The organism is Pseudomonas sp. B14(2017) (assembly GCF_002113255.1).
Taxonomy (GTDB): Bacteria; Pseudomonadota; Gammaproteobacteria; order Pseudomonadales; family Pseudomonadaceae; genus Aquipseudomonas; species Aquipseudomonas putida_Z.
This window is the reverse complement of the sequence record NZ_NEJY01000012.1, coordinates 14,402-29,365: the sequence shown is the minus strand read 5'-3', so window position 1 is coordinate 29,365 and position 14,964 is coordinate 14,402. Positions and strand designations below refer to the sequence as shown.

Here is a 14,964-nt window from a genome sequence, read left to right as displayed (position 1 = left end):
GGCACCGAGTCGCCTGCTTCGCGGGCATGCCCGCTCCCACAGAGAAAGCAGTGGCTGCTTAGGCCAGGTTCTGCTCAGCCGACCAGCTGGCGTACCAGCTGCGGAACAGCGCGTACTGCTGCTCGGCATAGTTGCGCTGGGCGTCGGTCAGCACGTCGGTCTCGTTGAAGTGCAGGCTGTATTCGCTGTCACCGTTCAGCACCATCAGGTGCTTGTAGTAGAGCACCAGGTCGCAGCCTTCATCGAACGACGACAGCACCGCCAGCGCCGCCTCCAGTTCACGCGCCAGGCGGCGGGCCTTGGCATCACCCTTGGCCGCCTGTTTGCTCAGGCTCACCAGGTGCAGCACCTCACGCGGCAGAGCGTTGCCGATGCCGGTGATGGCGCCGGTGGCGTTGCAGTTGACGAAGCCATGCACCACCTGGGTGTCGACGCCGACCATCAGGGTCACGTCATCATCCTTGGAGGTGATGTGCTCGGCGGCGTAGCGCAGGTCGGCACCACCGCCGAACTCCTTGAAGCCGATCAGGTTGGGGAACTCGCTGCGCAGTTCGAAGAACAGGTCGGCGCGGGTGGCGAAGCCGTAGTAGGGGCTGTTGTAGATCACCGCCGGCAGCTTCGGCGCGGCTGCCAGGATGGCCGAGAAGTGGTGCTTCTGGGCAATCAGCGAGGCGCCGCGGCTGAGCACGCGGGGGATGACCATAAGGCCGGCGGCGCCAACCTTGGCCGCGTGGGCTGCGTGGGATACCGCCTCACGGGTGTTCACCGCGCCGGTACCGACGATGGTCGGGATGCCGGCGGCCACCAGGCGCGCCACGCCTTCCTGGCGCTCGGCTTCGGTCAGCAGCGGCCAGTCGCCCATCGAGCCGCAGTACACCACGGCGCTCATGCCGGCCTCGATCAGCTCGCAGCCCTTGCGCACCAGGGCGTCGAAGTCCGGCTTGCGCTCGGCGGTGCAGGGGGTCATCAGGGCGGGCATGGTGCCGGTGAAGATGTTGTTGGTCATTGTTGTCACTCCTCGCGATATTCGATTTTTTTGGAAAAAGCCGGGGTCAGATGCCCCAGGCGAACGGGTCCTGTTCGTCGATCAGCAGGGTGCTGTCGGCGGTCATGTAGGCGCGGCCGGTGATGAACGGGCGAATGTGTTCTCCGTCGCGCTCGTAGCGGCCCTGGAACTGGCTGCCGGTGATACTGGCCTGTACCCAGGTCTGGCCTTCGTCGAGCTTGCCGTCGGCGGCCAGGCAGGCCAGCTTGGCGCTGGTGCCCGTGCCGCAGGGCGAGCGGTCGTAGGCCTTGCCGGGGCACATCACGAAGTTGCGGCTGTCGGCGTTGGCGTCGTCGGCGAACAGTTCGACGTGGTCGATGGGGGCACCGTTTTCACCGGTGATGCCCTGGGCTTCGAGGGCCTTGAGCATCGCCCAGGTGTACTCGGTCAGCGCCTCGCGGTTGCCCAGCTCGATGCGCTGGCCGTGTTCGGATACGAGGAAAAACCAATTGCCACCCCAGGCGATGTCGCCGCGCACCAGGCCATGGCCGGGCACGTCCACCAGCACCTGCCGGCGGTAGCGGTAGGACGGCACGTTGCCGACGGTTATGGCGCCGTCTTCATGCAGGGTGGCGCTGACCTGGCCGACCGGGGTGTCGATCTTGTGCACGCCCGGTGCGATCAGGCCCAGGTGCTGCAGCGAGGCGACCAGGCCGATGGTGCCGTGGCCGCACATGTTCAGGTAGCCAGCGTTGTTGAAGAAGATCACCCCGCAAGTGGCGTCGGCCGATACCGGTGGGCAGTACAGCGCACCGACCAACACATCGTTGCCACGTGGTTCCAGCAGGCAGGCGCGGCGCCACTGGTCGTGCAGCTCGCGCAGCTCGTCGCGCTGCTCGGCCATGCTGCGGCCATGCAGTTGCGGGAAGCCTTTCATCACCAGGCGGGTCGGTTCCCCGCCGGTGTGCGAGTCGATGACGTGAATCTGTTTCATGAGCTTGTCCATTCTTTGATCAGCCAAGTCTTGTGCTGTTTGTGCGGGCCTCATCGCCGGCAAGCCAGCTCCCACAGGTATTGCATCGGCCTCTGGGTCAGCGCGGCCCCTGTGGGAGCCGGCTTGCCGGCGATAGGGCCAGTAGCCGTTACGGAGCCAGTGCAGCCGGCCGCTGGCCTACCAGAGGTTCATGGCTGGCTTCGCTTTCGTCCTCACCTTCCAGGCGCACCAGGTGGGCAGGCACGCCGGTGGCAGCGCCCCAGTAGTAGATGCCCAGCGCACAAGCGGCCACGACCACGGTGTCGAACGGGTGGCCGAGTACTCCCAGGCCGCCGAAGCTGCCCAGCCACGACAGCAGGATGGTCACCGCGTAGAAGCCGATCAGCCACGCCGACGAGCGCACTTGCTGGGCCAGCGACAGGTGCTGGGTCGGCACGAAGCGGCCGCACAGCAGGTAAAGCACGAACATCACGATCTGCAGGGCCAGCAGCCACGACACGGTCTTCCAGCCCGACCAGTACACGATCAGCGCGGCGATGATGAATGACAGTGGACCGAGCACACCCATGCCCTTGACCCGGAACGGGCGCGGCATGTCGGGGGCGTTGCGGCGCAGGGCGGCGACGGTGACCGGGGCCACGGCGTAGCTCAGTACCAGGGCGGCGGAAACCACGTTGATCAGCGCTTCCCAGGACGGGAACGGCAGGGTCCAGAACACTGACAGGCCAAAGGTCAGCCACAGCGCCGGGCGCGGGATGCCGGACTCGGCGTCGATACGGGTGAAGTACTTGAAGAAGGTGCCGGTCTGCGCCCAGCCATAGACCACGCGCGGGGTGGCGTTCATGTAGATGTTGCCGCAGCCGCTGGGCGAGATCACCGCGTCGGCCACCACCAGGTAGGCCAGCCAGCCCACACCCAGGGCCAGGGCGATGTCGCGGTAGGGCAGGGCCAGTTCCTTGGTCACTGCGGCCCAGCCGTTGCTCAGCATTTCGGTCGGCACGCTGCCGAGGAAGGCCAGTTGCAGCAGGGCGTAGATCGCGGTGGACAGCAGTACCGAGAGGATCAGCGCGATGGGGATGGTGCGTTGCGGGTTCTTCACCTCGCTGGCCACCGAAATGATCGGCGTCAGGCCCAGGTAGGCGAAGATGATGCCACCGGCCGATACCGCCATTTCAACGCCGGACAGACCGAACGGGGCAAAGCCCTGGACCTCGAAGTTTTCCGGCTTGAAGAAGGTGAACAGCACGCCGATCACCAGCAGCGGCACGATGAACTTGAACACACTGACCAGGTTGTTGGCCTTGGCGAAGGTTTTCACGCTGCGGTAGTTGAGGAAGAAGAACAGCCCCAGCAGGGCGAACTGCACCAGCCAGCCGAGCACGGTCGGGTCGCTGGAGCCGGCCTTGGTCAGCCCGGGGAACCAGGCGGCGGCGTATTGGCGCGAAGCGACCACTTCGATGGCGATCAGGCTGGAAAAGGCGATCAGGGTGATGAAACCCATCAAGTAGCCGAGCAGCGGGCCGTGGGAGTACACCGGGTAGCGCACCACGCCCCCGGCACGTGGCAGGGCGGCGCCCAGTTCGCAATAGACGATGCCCAGCAACAGTACGGCGAAGCCGCCAAGGAACCAGGACAGGATGCCGGCCGGGCCGGCGATGGCCGAGACGTGGCTGGCGGCGAACAGCCAGCCGGAGCCGAAGATGGCGCCTAGGCCGATGAAGGTGAGGTCCAGCAATGACAACTGTTTTTTGAATTTGCCTGACATGGGTTCGCCTTTTTGTTGGTTATTGGATAGGCAGGTCTGATGTCACGAGATGCGGCTTTTTGGGCCGCGCTCTTGTAGGACTTGGGGCGGCTTGCGTGGGGCATAGAGTGGACCGATCGGGGCGGCGGTTCTTGATGGTTTTCTGCAGGGGGGATGACGAAATCGGCACAGTTGCAAAAAAGAAATGGCGGGATGGCAAGGTGGTGGATAGGCTGTAAGCCATACCGAGCAAGGGCTGTAGAGGTATGTGGGTATCGTTGGCCTCTTCGCGGGCGCGCCCGCTCCCACAGGTACAGCACAGGATTCGAAATTTGTGGGGGACCTGTGGGAGCGGGCGTGCCCGCGAAAGGGCCGGCACAGCCAACAGAGAACCGACAGATGACCGACACCCCCCTGGCAACCCTGTACCAGTCCCTCGACCAGCACCGCCCCGCCAACCTCGAGGCCCTGCTCGCCGGTGTGTCCCTGCTGCTGCCGATCCTCGACGCCATCCCCAACGCCGCGATCTTCATCAAGGACCCGGCCGCCCGCTATGTGCTGGCCAACAACACCCTGGTCCAGCGCTGTGGCCTCAAGCGCCTGCAACCGCTGCTGGGCAAGACCAGCGCCGAAGTGTTCCCGGCACAGCTGGGCCCCGGCTACACCGAGCAGGACCGTCGCGTTCTCAAGGAGGGCCTGGTGCTGGAAGACCAGCTGGAGCTGCACCTGTACGGCAGCCGCGAGCCTGGCTGGTGCCTTACCCACAAGCGCCCGCTGTACAACCAGGCCGGCGAGATCATCGGCCTGGTCGGCATCTCGGTCGACTTGCAGTCAGCCGCCGACAGCCACCCCGCCTACCAGCGCCTGGCGGCGGTGGACGAGCATATCCGTCGGCATTTCCACCAGCCGATCAGCATGGGCGAGCTGACCCGTATCGCCGGCATTTCCGTGGCCCAGCTGGAGCGCTACTGCAAGCGGGTGTTCCACCTCACGCCACGGCAGATGATCCACAAGGCGCGCCTGGAGCACGCCCACCGTTTGCTGCACTCGGAACTACCAATAACTGAAGTGGCGATGTGCTGCGGCTATACCGACCACAGCGCCTTCAGCCGCCAGTTCAAGCAACTGACCGGCTTCACGCCGAGGCAGTATCGGCGGGCGATGGCGTAATGGGCGAGGGCGTTGCCTGTGACTCGGACGGAGTGCGGTTCTGCCACTGCTGGTACAGCGATTGCGCCCTCTGCATACGGGCAAGCTTCAGTACCAGCAAAATCAATCCCATCATACTGGCGAACGCTATGCCAGCCAGTAACGAACGTTGCGCCTCAAGCCCTTTCGTCACGTGTGATTCGTAGGCAGGGTCCATAAAAAACGAGCAGACGGTGTCCAGCTCCTTTTCAGGAAAGTCTTCTAAAAAGGGTTTCAAGGTTTCGGCTGAGCGGCATTGTTCTGGCATTAGAACCCTATCTGGCCACATTTTGAACTTGATGTTGTCTGAAGATAGGTAGAACGAGGGCGTGTCGGGTGAGTTCTTCAACGAAACCATCAAGTACTTCGAATTCCCGAAAAGCGAAAACGGCGTAAATGCCCCGATGAGCAAAAGCATCGACGTTACAACCAGCGTGTATTTCCACCAGGTGAACCGCTTGACCGCAAATGTTGGAGAATCAAAATCGCTCCAATCCATGTATCTGCGGCTGCGGCCGATATCGCTTGGGGCAAAACCGTTGGCGACGATCCAGCGATGAGCGAGTCGTGCTTCGCGCAAGTTGTTTGCAGGAATATTGAATTCGTATCTGAAAAACTCGATTTCACGTAACTCTCTGCGCATCTGGTTCAGCTCCGAGAGGTCGTCGAACTCTTTTTTTCCACCAAAACTTCGCCAGATTAGATCGCGCAGAAAATAGAGCGACCCGGCTCTGCTTTGGATAAACCACACCAGCAACAGAACCATCCCCAGAACGCCGAGCCCTCCCAGCGGGGCTAAGTTTTCGGCACTCCATACCAATGGCGTGGAAGCGGTTGGAGGTGTCGTCATGTCAGATCCTTGGACAATGGGATAAGAAACGGCTGCGCGTTCTCGCACCGCCTGGTGAGCGAAGGAGGATAAAAGCGGGGAGAGCATCTTGTCGCTAGCGAAATGTCCTATGTTGCAGTAGGAAAATTCGCTAGCCAGCGAATTAGCACGTGACGAACAGCGCCCGCGCCTCATCGAAGCACTGCTCGGCAATTGCCGAACGCGGTTCGCTGCGGCGTAGCAGCAGGCCGACCGGGCTGTGGATGGCGGCGTCGGCCACCGGCAGGATGCGCAGGTGCTCGCTCAGGTCTTCCAGGCCGCAGCCCAGCGGCATGACCGCGCAGCACATGCCGGTGTTGATGGCCTGGATCAGCTGGAAGCTCGAGTCGCTTTCCAGTACCGCATTCGGCTCCAGGCCACGGCTGCGGAAACTCAGGTCCAGCGACTGGCGGTAGTGCATGCCCTTGCTCAGCAGGCCCAGCGGAATGTCGCCCAGCTCGTCCCAGCGCAGGGTGTCGCTGGTGAACTTGAAGTGCCGGGTATCGTGCAACAGGCCCATGGTGGTGGTGCCAAGTTCGATCACTTCGAAGAAACTGGTGTTGACCTGGTCCAGGTAGCAGATGCCCAGGTCGAGCTGGTTGCGGCTGAGCCCGTCGATGACCTGTTCCGAACTGAGCGAGCTGATCTGGAAGTGCAGCTCGGGGTATTTTTCACGCAGCGGCAGCAGCAGGTGCATGGGGTTGAAACTGGCCAGCGGCACCGTGCCCAGGCGCAGGCTGCCGACCACCTGGCCGCGGCAGCTGGCGGCCTCGGCCTGCAGGCCGTCGTGGGCGGCGAGCAGAGTACGGGCCCAGGCCAGGATGCGCTCGCCGGCCTCGGTGAAACCTTCGAAGCGCTGGCCGCGCTTGACCAGCACCAGGTCCAGCTCGTCCTCCAGGTTGCGCAGGCGCATGGACAGCGTCGGCTGGGTGATATGGCATAGCGCCGCCGCCTGGCCGAAGTGGCGTGTCTGGTCGAGCGCGATGAGGAATTTGAGTTGCTTGATGTCCATGGAAGTGCCTGGTATCGGGTTATGCAGACCTTAACCCACGTCTGCGATAGATGTCATTGATCAGTCGGTACGCCATATCGATTGGACGCCCCCGGGCCATGCCTCTAGCGTGGCGGCACTGCCACTCGAGGAGCCCCACCGTGCGCGTCCAACCCGACGCGGTCTTCGTACCGCTCAACATCGCCGTGCTGACTGTCAGCGACACCCGTACCTACGACAACGACACCTCTGGTGAGCTGCTGGCCAGCCGCTCGGTGGAGATCGGCCACCGCCTGGTGGCGCGGGCGTTGCTCAAGGACGACCTTTACAAGATCCGCGCCCAGGTCGCCACCTGGATTGCCGACGAGCAGGTGCAGGTGGTGCTGATCACCGGCGGTACCGGTTTTACCGGGCGTGACAGCACGCCGGAAGCGGTCGAGTGCCTGCTGGACAAGCGCATCGATGGCTTTGGCGAACTGTTCCGTGCCCTGTCGATTCTCGATATCGGCACCTCGACCGTGCAGAGCCGGGCGCTGGCCGGGCTGTCCAACCGCACGTTGGTGTGCTGCCTGCCGGGCTCCACCGGGGCCTGCCGTACGGCGTGGGAGGGCATCCTGGCGGAGCAGCTGGATGCGCGGCACCGGCCGTGCAACTTCGTCAAGCACCTGAAGCCGATCGAGGCCTGTGCAAGCCGGGGCTGAATTTTCTCCTGTCCTGGCCTCTTCGCGGGCTTGCCCGCTCCCACAGGTACTCCACAGGTCTTGAGGGCAGTGGTGACCCTGTGGGAGCGGGCAAGCCCGCGAAGAGGCCAGGACAGGCAACAACAATCCATCAGCTCAATACATGGTCCACCGGCAACAACGCCGGCGGTAGCTGTTGTTCCCCCAACCCCGCCAGCACATCGCGCTCCACGGTCCGCACCATGGCATCGGTCGGCAGGTCGTTCTCATCGCGCCCGAACGGGTCTTCCAGTTCGTTGCCAATCGCATCCAGCCCGAAGAACGTATACCCCACGATGGTGGTGAACAGCGGCGCCAGCCAGCCCAGCGGCTCGGCCAGGGCAAACGGCAGCAGCAGGCAGAAGATGTAGATGGTGCGGTGCAGCAACAGCGTGTAGGGGAACGGCAACGGTGTGCCCTTGATCCGCTCGCAGGTGGCCTGCACTTCGGTCAGGCCCACCAGCCGCTGCTCCAGCAGGCTGTAGCGCCAGTCACTGATCTGCTGCTGTGTTGCCAGCCGCGAGCAGTGCCCGCCGATTTCGCGCAGGATGGCGTCGCACACGTTGTGCGGGGTAATCGCTTCGGGCCGGGCCAGCCAGGGCCGGGCGGCGGCCAGTTCGTCCTCGCTGCGCAGCCGTGCATTCAGCGCATGGGCAAAGCCGCACAGGCTGCGCAACAGTTCGGCACGCAGGGTTTCGTCGGTAATCACCAGGCTTTCGCGCACGAACGAACGGGTTTCGATGATCAGCTTGCCCCAGGCCTTGCGCCCCTCCCACCAGCGGTCATAGCAGGCGTTGTTGCGAAAACTCATGAAAATCGACAGCGACAGGCCCAGCAAGGTGAACGGGGTGGCGCTGACCGGGTAGAAAAACGCCGGGAAATGTCGCTCGACCAACACGATCAGCGCGGCCAGCAGGGTGACCGTCAGGCAGCGCAGGGCAATACGTTTGACGATCGAACCCTTGAGGGTGAACAGCACACGCAGCACATCGGGGGTGGGGTGGACGATCATGGAAATCCAGAGACGGCTGCCTAGCCGCCGGTCATGTTCATGAAGCGCAGGATCTGCACGTCGCCACCGACTTCGAAATGATGGCGGTAGGGCTTGAGGTGCAGCGAGTCACGAATGGCCTTTTCCAGGCGTTCGGGGTTGCCGGGGTGGGCGCGCAGCACCTGCTTCAGGTCCACCGAATGTTCATTGCCCAGGCACAGCAGCAGGCGGCCTTCGACGGTGAGGCGCACGCGGTTGCAGGTGGCGCAGAAGTTGTGGCTGTGTGGCGAAATGAAGCCGACCCGAGTATTGGCGGCTTCGGCCAGGCGCCAGTAGCGGGCCGGGCCCTGGGACGACTCGGTCGATTCGACCAATGTGAACTGCTCGGCCAGCAGCGCACGTACTTCGTCACTGGAGCAGAACGACTCGCCGCGTTCATGTTCGCTGATCACGCCCAAGGGCATTTCTTCGATGAAGGTGATGTCCAGTTCGCGGTCGATGGCAAAGCGCACCAGGTCGACCAGTTCATGATCGTTGCGGCCCTTGAGGACCACGCAGTTGAGCTTGGTGCGCTTGAAGCCGGCCTGGCGGGCGGCGTCGATGCCGGCGATGACCTGGTGCAGGTCGCCGGTGCGGGTCAGTTGCTTGAAGCGCTCGGCGTCCAGGCTGTCGAGGCTGATGTTCAGGCGCGTGACACCGGCGTCGAACAGCGGCTGGGCCAGGCGCCCGAGTTGCGAGCCGTTGCTGGTCAGGCACAATTCGCGCAGGCCGGGCAGGGCGGCGATGCGCCCGCACAGGTCGACGATGCCCTGGCGCACAAGCGGCTCGCCGCCGGTCAGGCGGATCTTGCGGGTGCCGAGGGCGACGAAACGCTCGGCCACCTGGAACAGTTCCTCGAGGCTGAGGATTTGCTGGCGCGGCAGGAACTGCATGTCTTCGGCCATGCAGTACACGCAACGGAAGTCGCAGCGGTCGGTGACCGACATCCGCAGGTAGTCGATTTTCCGGTTGAAGCCGTCGATCAGGGCCCGGCTGTTCTGTTCCACGTTCGCGCTCGAATGGGTAGGGACTCGATTCAAGCTATAACTTGGGCGCAGGGCCGTCAAATTGCTTTGTCCGACCGATTGATCGATGGCCTCTATCATGGCTGTAGGCCACGTATTTCAAAGTGTTGACCGCGTCGCCCAATTCGCGGGTAAACCCGCTCCCACAGGTAAAGCGCAGGGCTCGAAACCAGTGGTGGCCCTGTGGGAGCGGGTTCACCCGCGAAGGCCGCGACGCGGTTCCAGCCCATGATCGAAACCACCTATCACCCCGTAAGATCTTTCGATTGGACGGCTCTACCCCACGCTCCATAGGCTGAAAAAAAGCATCGAAGCGTGAGGATTCATCGCATGAGCCAGGACCAACACATCAGGGACTACAAGGGCGCCGCCGCCGGCTGGGGGGCGCTCAAGAGCGTGACCAAGAGCTGGCTGGGCAGCGACAATGCCTTCAAGAACCTGCGGGCCATGCTCAAGACCAACCAGAACGGCGGCTTCGACTGCCCCGGTTGCGCCTGGGGCGAGTCGCCGGAAAACGACATGGTCAAGTTCTGCGAGAACGGCGCCAAGGCAGTCAACTGGGAAGCTACCGGCCGCTCGGTGGACCCGGCATTCTTCGCCAGGTACAGCGTCAGTGCGCTGGCCGAGCAGACCGACTACTGGCTGGAGTACCAGGGCCGCCTGACCCACCCGATGCGCTACGACGCGGCCACCGACCACTATGTGGAAACCAGCTGGGAAGAAGCCTTTGCGCTGGTTGCCCAACACTTGCGCGCACTCGAATCGCCCGACCAGGCCGAGTTCTACACCTCGGGCCGGGCCAGCAACGAGGCGGCGTTCCTCTACCAGCTGTTCGTCCGCGCCTACGGCACCAATAACTTCCCCGACTGCTCGAACATGTGCCATGAAGCCAGCGGCGTGGGCATGTCGGAAACCCTCGGCGTGGGCAAGGGCACCGTGGTGTTCCACGACCTGGAGCTGGCCGACGCCATCTTCGTCATCGGCCAGAACCCCGGCACCAACCACCCGCGCATGCTCGAACCGCTGCGTGAAGCGGTGAAGCGTGGTGCCCAGGTGGTCTGTTTCAACCCGCTCAAGGAGCGCGGCCTGGAGCGCTTCCAGCACCCGCAGCACCCGTTCGAGATGCTCAGCAATGGCTCCGAACCAACCAACACGGCCTACTTCCGCCCGGCCCTGGGCGGTGACATGGCAGTGATGCGCGGCATTGCCAAGTACCTGCTGCAGTGGGAACGCGAAGCCCAGACCAATGGCGAACCGGCGGTGTTCGACCATGCCTTCATCGCCGAGCACACCAGTGGCATCGACGCATACCTGGAAACCGTGGATGCCACGCCCTGGGGGCACATCGTCGAGCAATCGGGCCTGACCCAGGCCGAGATCGAACTGGCCGCGCGCATGTACCGCAAGGCCGAACGGGTAATCATGTGCTGGGCCATGGGCGTCACCCAGCACCGCCACTCGGTGCCGACCGTTCAGGAAATCGTCAACCTGCAGCTGCTGCGCGGTAACGTCGGCAAGCCCGGTGCCGGCCTGTCACCGGTGCGTGGCCACAGCAACGTGCAGGGCGACCGCACCATGGGCATCGACGAGAAGCCCGGGGCGGCGCTGCTCGATGCCATTGAAAAACGCTTCCAGTTCCGCGTGCCGCGTGCCCACGGGCACAACGCCGTGCTGGCGATCAAAGCCATGGAAGAGGAGCGGGCCAAGGTGTTCATCGGCCTGGGTGGCAACTTTGCCCAGGCCACGCCGGATACGCCGCGCACTCATGCGGCCATGCGCAATTGCGCGCTGACCGTGCAGATTTCCACCAAGCTCAACCGCTCGCACCTGGTCACCGGCCGCGATGCGTTGATCCTGCCGTGCCTGGGCCGTACCGAAATCGACATGCAGGCCAGCGGGCCGCAAGGCGTGACCGTGGAGGATACCTTCAGCATGGTGCACATCTCCCACGGCCAACTGCGCCCGCGCTCGCCGCACCTGCGCTCGGAGCCGTGGATTATCGCCGGCATGGCCCAGGCGACCCTGGGCAAGCAGCCGATCGACTGGGAATACGCAGTTGCCGACTATGGCCGTATCCGCAGCATGATTGCCGATGTGATCCCCGGCTTTACCGATTTCAACGAGCGCCTGCAGCACCCGGGCGGCTTCCACCTGGGCAACAACGCCGCCGACCGTACCTGGCGCACAGCCACAGGCAAGGCGCGCTTCAGCCCGCACCAGCTGCCGGAGCAACTGGTGAATGCCAAGGTGCTGGCGCGCGGTGACAAGCCCGACCTGATCCTGCAGACCCTGCGCTCGCACGACCAGTACAACACCACCCTGTATGGCCTGGACGACCGTTATCGCGGGGTTTTCGGCCTGCGTGAAGTGGTGTTCGTCAACGAGGTGGACATCCGCCGGATGGGCTTCGAGCCGGGCGAGCATGTGGACCTGGTGTCGCTGTGGGAGGATGGCGTGGAGCGGCGCGTGTCAGGCTTCCGCCTGGTGGCGTATGACGTACCCGAGGGGCAGGCGGCGGCCTATTACCCGGAGACCAACCCGCTGGTGCCGCTGGAAAGCTATGGCGAGGGGACCTATACCCCGACCTCGAAGTTCGTGGCGATCAAGGTCGAGAAAGCCAAGGCCGGGAACCGGATTGCGGCGGTGCTGGCCGCGGATTGACAGGTAGCCTGCAAGGGCCCTATCGCCGGCAAGCCAGCTCCCACAGGGACCGCACAGATTTCAGAACCTGTGACGTACCTGTGGGAGCTGGCTTGCCGGCGATAGGGCCGGTACTGCCATACAGGAATCAGGAACGGTTCACCGGGTAAGCCGTGGTGTACTTCATCTGCTCCATGGCAAAACTGGAAGTGATGTTCGACAGCCCATCAGTACTGGTGATCAGCTTTTTGTAAAACCGGTCATACGCCGCAATATCCCCCACCACCACCCGCAGCATGTAATCCCAGTCCCCCGACATGCGGTAGAACTCCATCACTTCCTCGAACCCGGTCACGGTCGCGGCAAACTGCTCCAGCCAGGCGCTGTCGTGGCGCTGGGTCTTGAGCTGGACGAACACCGTCAGCCCCAACCCCAGCCGTTCCGGGTCTAGCAGGGCGACACGGCCGACAATGTAGCCGTCTTCCTCCAGGCGCTTGACCCGCTTCCAGCACGGCGTGGTAGACAGGTTTACGGCCTCGGCCAGGTCCTTGAGCGAGATCGAGGCGTCGCGCTGAAGCAGGGTGAGAATGTGCTGGTCGAAGCTGTCCATATCGCGCGTGGGCCGTGGAGAAAAATATTTCACAGATTACCCCAAGGCTAGAAGATTTGGGTTGTGCGATAGTTGCAGCTTTCACTCTGCCAATGGGCCTGACCATGTCCGACAAGCCGCGCAATTTCGCCACCCGTACCATTCACGCCGGTGAGCAGTTCAGCGTCGCCGATAACGCTATTTTCCCGGCGATCGTCACCGCCAGCTCGTTCACCAAGCGCAGCCTGGACGACAAGCCGGAATACTCCTACAGCCGCGTCGGCAACCCCACCCGGCATGCCTATGAAACCTGTGTCGCCGCCCTGGAAGAGGGCGTTGGCGCGGTCGCCTGCGCCTCGGGTGTGAACGCCACCGCCACCGTGCTGGAGTTGCTGCCCAAGGATGCCCACGTGGTGGTGATGAACGGCGTGTACGGCGGCACCTTCCGCATCATGGAAGACTACCGCAGCCGCACCTCGGGCCTGACCACCACCTACGTCGACCTCAACGACCTCGAGGCGGTGGCCGCCGCCATCAAGCCGGAAACCCAGCTGATCTGGATCGAATCGCCGACCAACCCGTTGCTGCACCTGGTCGACATCAAGGCGGTGTGCGACCTGGCCAAGGCGCGGGGCATCCTCACCTGCATCGACAACACCTTCTGCTCGCCGTGGAACCAGCGCCCGATCACCCTGGGCGTGGACCTGGTGATGCACTCGGCCAGCAAGTACATCGGCGGCCACTCCGACCTCACCGGTGGCGTGGTGGTAGCTGCCAATGATGCGCTGTTGGCGCGCCTGCGCCGCATCAGCATGGCGATTGGCGCGGTGCAGGGGCCGTTCGACTGCTACCTGGCCCTGCGCGGTCTGAAGACCCTGGATGTGCGCATGGAGCGCCAGTGTGCCAATGCCCTGCAGGTGGCGCGCTTCCTCGAAAGCCACGCGCAGATCGAGCAGGTGTATTACCCGGGGCTGGAGAGCCACCCGCAGCATGAGCTGTGCAAACGGCAGATGCGCAGTGGCGGGGCGGTGGTGGCGATGAAGGTCAAGGGCGACCGCGCCGCGCTCAACCGCCTGGTGGAGGCGCTGCAGATCTTCGTGCTGGCCGACTCGCTGGGCGGGGTGGAAAGCATGATCAACCACTCCTGGAGTATGTCGCACTGCTCGCTGAGCCCGGAGCAGAAGGGCGTGATGGGGATCAGCGAAAACCTGCTGCGGTTGTCGGTGGGGATCGAGGATTACCGCGACCTGGTCGAGGACCTGGATGGGGCGTTGAAGGCTGCGGCTGGTATGTGAGGGCTGTTGGCCTCTTCGCGGGTAAACCCGCTCCCACAGGGGCTCCGCTGCCTTCAGGTCTGGCGCTGTACCTGTGGGAGCGGGTTCACCCGCGAAGAGGCCGGTGGATTCAATGAATTCCTGTCAGGATTTGGGCGGATGAATGATCCGTTCGATCTTGTCCTTGATCAGCAACCGTTCCTTGCGCAGGCGGTTGACGGCCTCGTCGTTGGTGCCGTTGCCTTCGGCGGCGACCACCTCTTTGTCTTTGGCGTTGTATTCCTTGTGCAGTGAGTGCAGCGTCTGGTCCTTGTCCATGAGCGCCTGGAATGCATCAGCGGTAACGTGCAGGTCAGCGAGCAGATCATGCGGAACTGGCATTTCTTCACCTCTGTCGGGGGTTGGCGGATGGTTCTGACCTTTGAGGATAGTCGTCTTTGCGCAGGTAGGGGACTGGGGTAGGCTGTCGCATCTCCCCGTGACCCGGAACCTGCGCCATGCCTCACCTGAACCTCGAATACAGCGACAACCTGCGCGAGCTGAATGTCGACGTCCTGCTACTGCGCCTGAACCATGCCCTGGTCGGAAGTGGCCAGTTCGCCGACGAGGCCGATATCAAAAGCCGCGCCGAAGCCTTCAAGCACTATCGGGTGGGCACCGCGCCCGGCGAGCGTGCCTTTGCCCATGTGCGCCTGGCCATCCTCAGCGGGCGCTCGCCCGAGGTGAAGAAGCAACTGTCCGCCAGCCTGCTGGATGTGCTGCGTGAGGCCATCCACGAGCAACCGGGGCTGGACATCCAGCTGTGCGTTGAAGTGCTGGACATCGACCGCGAGCCGTATGCCAAGGAACGCCTGCCAGGCTGAACAAGCGCTGAATGAACTTCTTTTAATGTAGAAAAGGCGCCTGCTCACGAATTT

The 14,964-nt window shown here is 63.5% G+C and carries 14 protein-coding genes; 5 read left to right on the top strand and 9 right to left on the bottom strand.

Annotation, left to right across the window (positions count from 1 at the left end):
• Nucleotides 1-58: 58 nt before the first annotated feature.
• From CAG34_RS13840 to CAG34_RS13830, 3 genes are all read right to left on the bottom strand, one after another.
• A complete protein-coding gene (locus CAG34_RS13840) occupies nt 59-1,006 on the bottom strand; it encodes a dihydrodipicolinate synthase family protein (protein WP_085590615.1) in 948 nt (315 codons plus the stop codon).
• 46 nt (nt 1,007-1,052) lie between these two features.
• Nucleotides 1,053-1,979: a 4-hydroxyproline epimerase gene (locus CAG34_RS13835; RefSeq protein ID WP_085590613.1), complete on the bottom strand. Its 927-nt coding sequence runs from the start codon at nt 1,977-1,979 to the stop codon at nt 1,053-1,055.
• A 148-nt stretch (nt 1,980-2,127) separates the two neighbouring features.
• Nucleotides 2,128-3,744, bottom strand: a complete 1,617-nt coding sequence (locus CAG34_RS13830) for an APC family permease (protein ID WP_015271365.1) — start codon at nt 3,742-3,744, stop codon at nt 2,128-2,130.
• Between the two features lie 378 nt (nt 3,745-4,122).
• On the opposite strand from CAG34_RS13830, the gene CAG34_RS13825 reads away from it, so the two are divergent.
• Nucleotides 4,123-4,893: an AraC family transcriptional regulator gene (locus tag CAG34_RS13825; RefSeq protein WP_085590611.1), complete on the top strand. Its 771-nt coding sequence runs from the start codon at nt 4,123-4,125 to the stop codon at nt 4,891-4,893.
• On the opposite strand, the gene CAG34_RS13820 is transcribed toward CAG34_RS13825, so the two are convergent.
• Nucleotides 4,859-5,761, bottom strand: coding sequence for a DUF6216 family protein (locus tag CAG34_RS13820; protein WP_085590609.1), 903 nt, complete (start codon nt 5,759-5,761; stop codon nt 4,859-4,861). The genes CAG34_RS13825 and CAG34_RS13820 overlap by 35 nt on opposite strands.
• 142 nt (nt 5,762-5,903) lie before the next feature.
• Nucleotides 5,904-6,791, bottom strand: a complete 888-nt coding sequence (locus CAG34_RS13815) for a LysR family transcriptional regulator (protein ID WP_025340233.1) — start codon at nt 6,789-6,791, stop codon at nt 5,904-5,906.
• A 140-nt stretch (nt 6,792-6,931) separates the two neighbouring features.
• Here CAG34_RS13815 and moaB point away from each other — a divergent pair, with 140 nt between their 5' ends.
• Nucleotides 6,932-7,471: a molybdenum cofactor biosynthesis protein B gene (gene moaB, locus CAG34_RS13810; protein ID WP_003259533.1), complete on the top strand. Its 540-nt coding sequence runs from the start codon at nt 6,932-6,934 to the stop codon at nt 7,469-7,471.
• 130 nt (nt 7,472-7,601) lie between these two features.
• Here the strand turns inward: moaB and CAG34_RS13805 are convergent, their stop codons facing one another.
• Together CAG34_RS13805 and moaA are read right to left on the bottom strand one after the other, a co-directional pair.
• Nucleotides 7,602-8,501 (bottom strand): bestrophin family protein, encoded by a 900-nt coding sequence (locus CAG34_RS13805; protein ID WP_085590607.1) that lies wholly within the window; start codon nt 8,499-8,501, stop codon nt 7,602-7,604.
• A 20-nt stretch (nt 8,502-8,521) separates the two neighbouring features.
• A complete protein-coding gene (gene moaA, locus CAG34_RS13800) occupies nt 8,522-9,526 on the bottom strand; it encodes a GTP 3',8-cyclase MoaA (RefSeq protein WP_075046042.1) in 1,005 nt (334 codons plus the stop codon).
• Nucleotides 9,527-9,874: 348 nt separating this feature from the next.
• Here moaA and CAG34_RS13795 point away from each other — a divergent pair, with 348 nt between their 5' ends.
• Nucleotides 9,875-12,205: an FdhF/YdeP family oxidoreductase gene (locus CAG34_RS13795; RefSeq protein WP_085590605.1), complete on the top strand. Its 2,331-nt coding sequence runs from the start codon at nt 9,875-9,877 to the stop codon at nt 12,203-12,205.
• A 127-nt stretch (nt 12,206-12,332) separates the two neighbouring features.
• Here the strand turns inward: CAG34_RS13795 and CAG34_RS13790 are convergent, their stop codons facing one another.
• Nucleotides 12,333-12,794 (bottom strand): Lrp/AsnC family transcriptional regulator, encoded by a 462-nt coding sequence (locus tag CAG34_RS13790; protein WP_015271359.1) that lies wholly within the window; start codon nt 12,792-12,794, stop codon nt 12,333-12,335.
• Between the two features lie 92 nt (nt 12,795-12,886).
• On the opposite strand from CAG34_RS13790, the gene CAG34_RS13785 reads away from it, so the two are divergent.
• Nucleotides 12,887-14,068, top strand: a complete 1,182-nt coding sequence (locus CAG34_RS13785; RefSeq protein ID WP_085590603.1) for a PLP-dependent aspartate aminotransferase family protein — start codon at nt 12,887-12,889, stop codon at nt 14,066-14,068.
• Between the two features lie 123 nt (nt 14,069-14,191).
• On the opposite strand, the gene CAG34_RS13780 is transcribed toward CAG34_RS13785, so the two are convergent.
• On the bottom strand, nt 14,192-14,428 hold the full coding sequence (locus CAG34_RS13780; protein WP_075046038.1) for a YdcH family protein: 237 nt from the start codon (nt 14,426-14,428) through the stop codon (nt 14,192-14,194).
• A 116-nt stretch (nt 14,429-14,544) separates the two neighbouring features.
• On the opposite strand from CAG34_RS13780, the gene CAG34_RS13775 reads away from it, so the two are divergent.
• Nucleotides 14,545-14,910 carry a 5-carboxymethyl-2-hydroxymuconate Delta-isomerase gene (locus CAG34_RS13775; RefSeq protein WP_085590601.1) on the top strand — a complete coding sequence of 122 codons (366 nt, stop codon included), beginning with the start codon at nt 14,545-14,547 and terminating at the stop codon, nt 14,908-14,910.
• The last annotated feature ends 54 nt before the right edge of the window (nt 14,911-14,964 follow it).

What these genes read in the sequence shown, in the direction of transcription:
- CAG34_RS13780 (WP_075046038.1), bottom strand. Translation starts at nt 14,428, where the DNA reads ATGCCAGTTCCGCATGATCTGCTCGCTGACCTGCACGTTACCGCTGAT.
- CAG34_RS13820 (WP_085590609.1), bottom strand. Translation starts at nt 5,761, where the DNA reads ATGACGACACCTCCAACCGCTTCCACGCCATTGGTATGGAGTGCCGAA.
- CAG34_RS13785 (WP_085590603.1), top strand. Translation starts at nt 12,887, where the DNA reads ATGGGCCTGACCATGTCCGACAAGCCGCGCAATTTCGCCACCCGTACC.
- CAG34_RS13795 (WP_085590605.1), top strand. Translation starts at nt 9,875, where the DNA reads ATGAGCCAGGACCAACACATCAGGGACTACAAGGGCGCCGCCGCCGGC.
- CAG34_RS13815 (WP_025340233.1), bottom strand. Translation starts at nt 6,791, where the DNA reads ATGGACATCAAGCAACTCAAATTCCTCATCGCGCTCGACCAGACACGC.
- CAG34_RS13805 (WP_085590607.1), bottom strand. Translation starts at nt 8,501, where the DNA reads ATGATCGTCCACCCCACCCCCGATGTGCTGCGTGTGCTGTTCACCCTC.
- CAG34_RS13825 (WP_085590611.1), top strand. Translation starts at nt 4,123, where the DNA reads ATGACCGACACCCCCCTGGCAACCCTGTACCAGTCCCTCGACCAGCAC.
- CAG34_RS13790 (WP_015271359.1), bottom strand. Translation starts at nt 12,794, where the DNA reads ATGGACAGCTTCGACCAGCACATTCTCACCCTGCTTCAGCGCGACGCC.
- CAG34_RS13775 (WP_085590601.1), top strand. Translation starts at nt 14,545, where the DNA reads ATGCCTCACCTGAACCTCGAATACAGCGACAACCTGCGCGAGCTGAAT.
- CAG34_RS13835 (WP_085590613.1), bottom strand. Translation starts at nt 1,979, where the DNA reads ATGAAACAGATTCACGTCATCGACTCGCACACCGGCGGGGAACCGACC.
- CAG34_RS13830 (WP_015271365.1), bottom strand. Translation starts at nt 3,744, where the DNA reads ATGTCAGGCAAATTCAAAAAACAGTTGTCATTGCTGGACCTCACCTTC.
- CAG34_RS13840 (WP_085590615.1), bottom strand. Translation starts at nt 1,006, where the DNA reads ATGACCAACAACATCTTCACCGGCACCATGCCCGCCCTGATGACCCCC.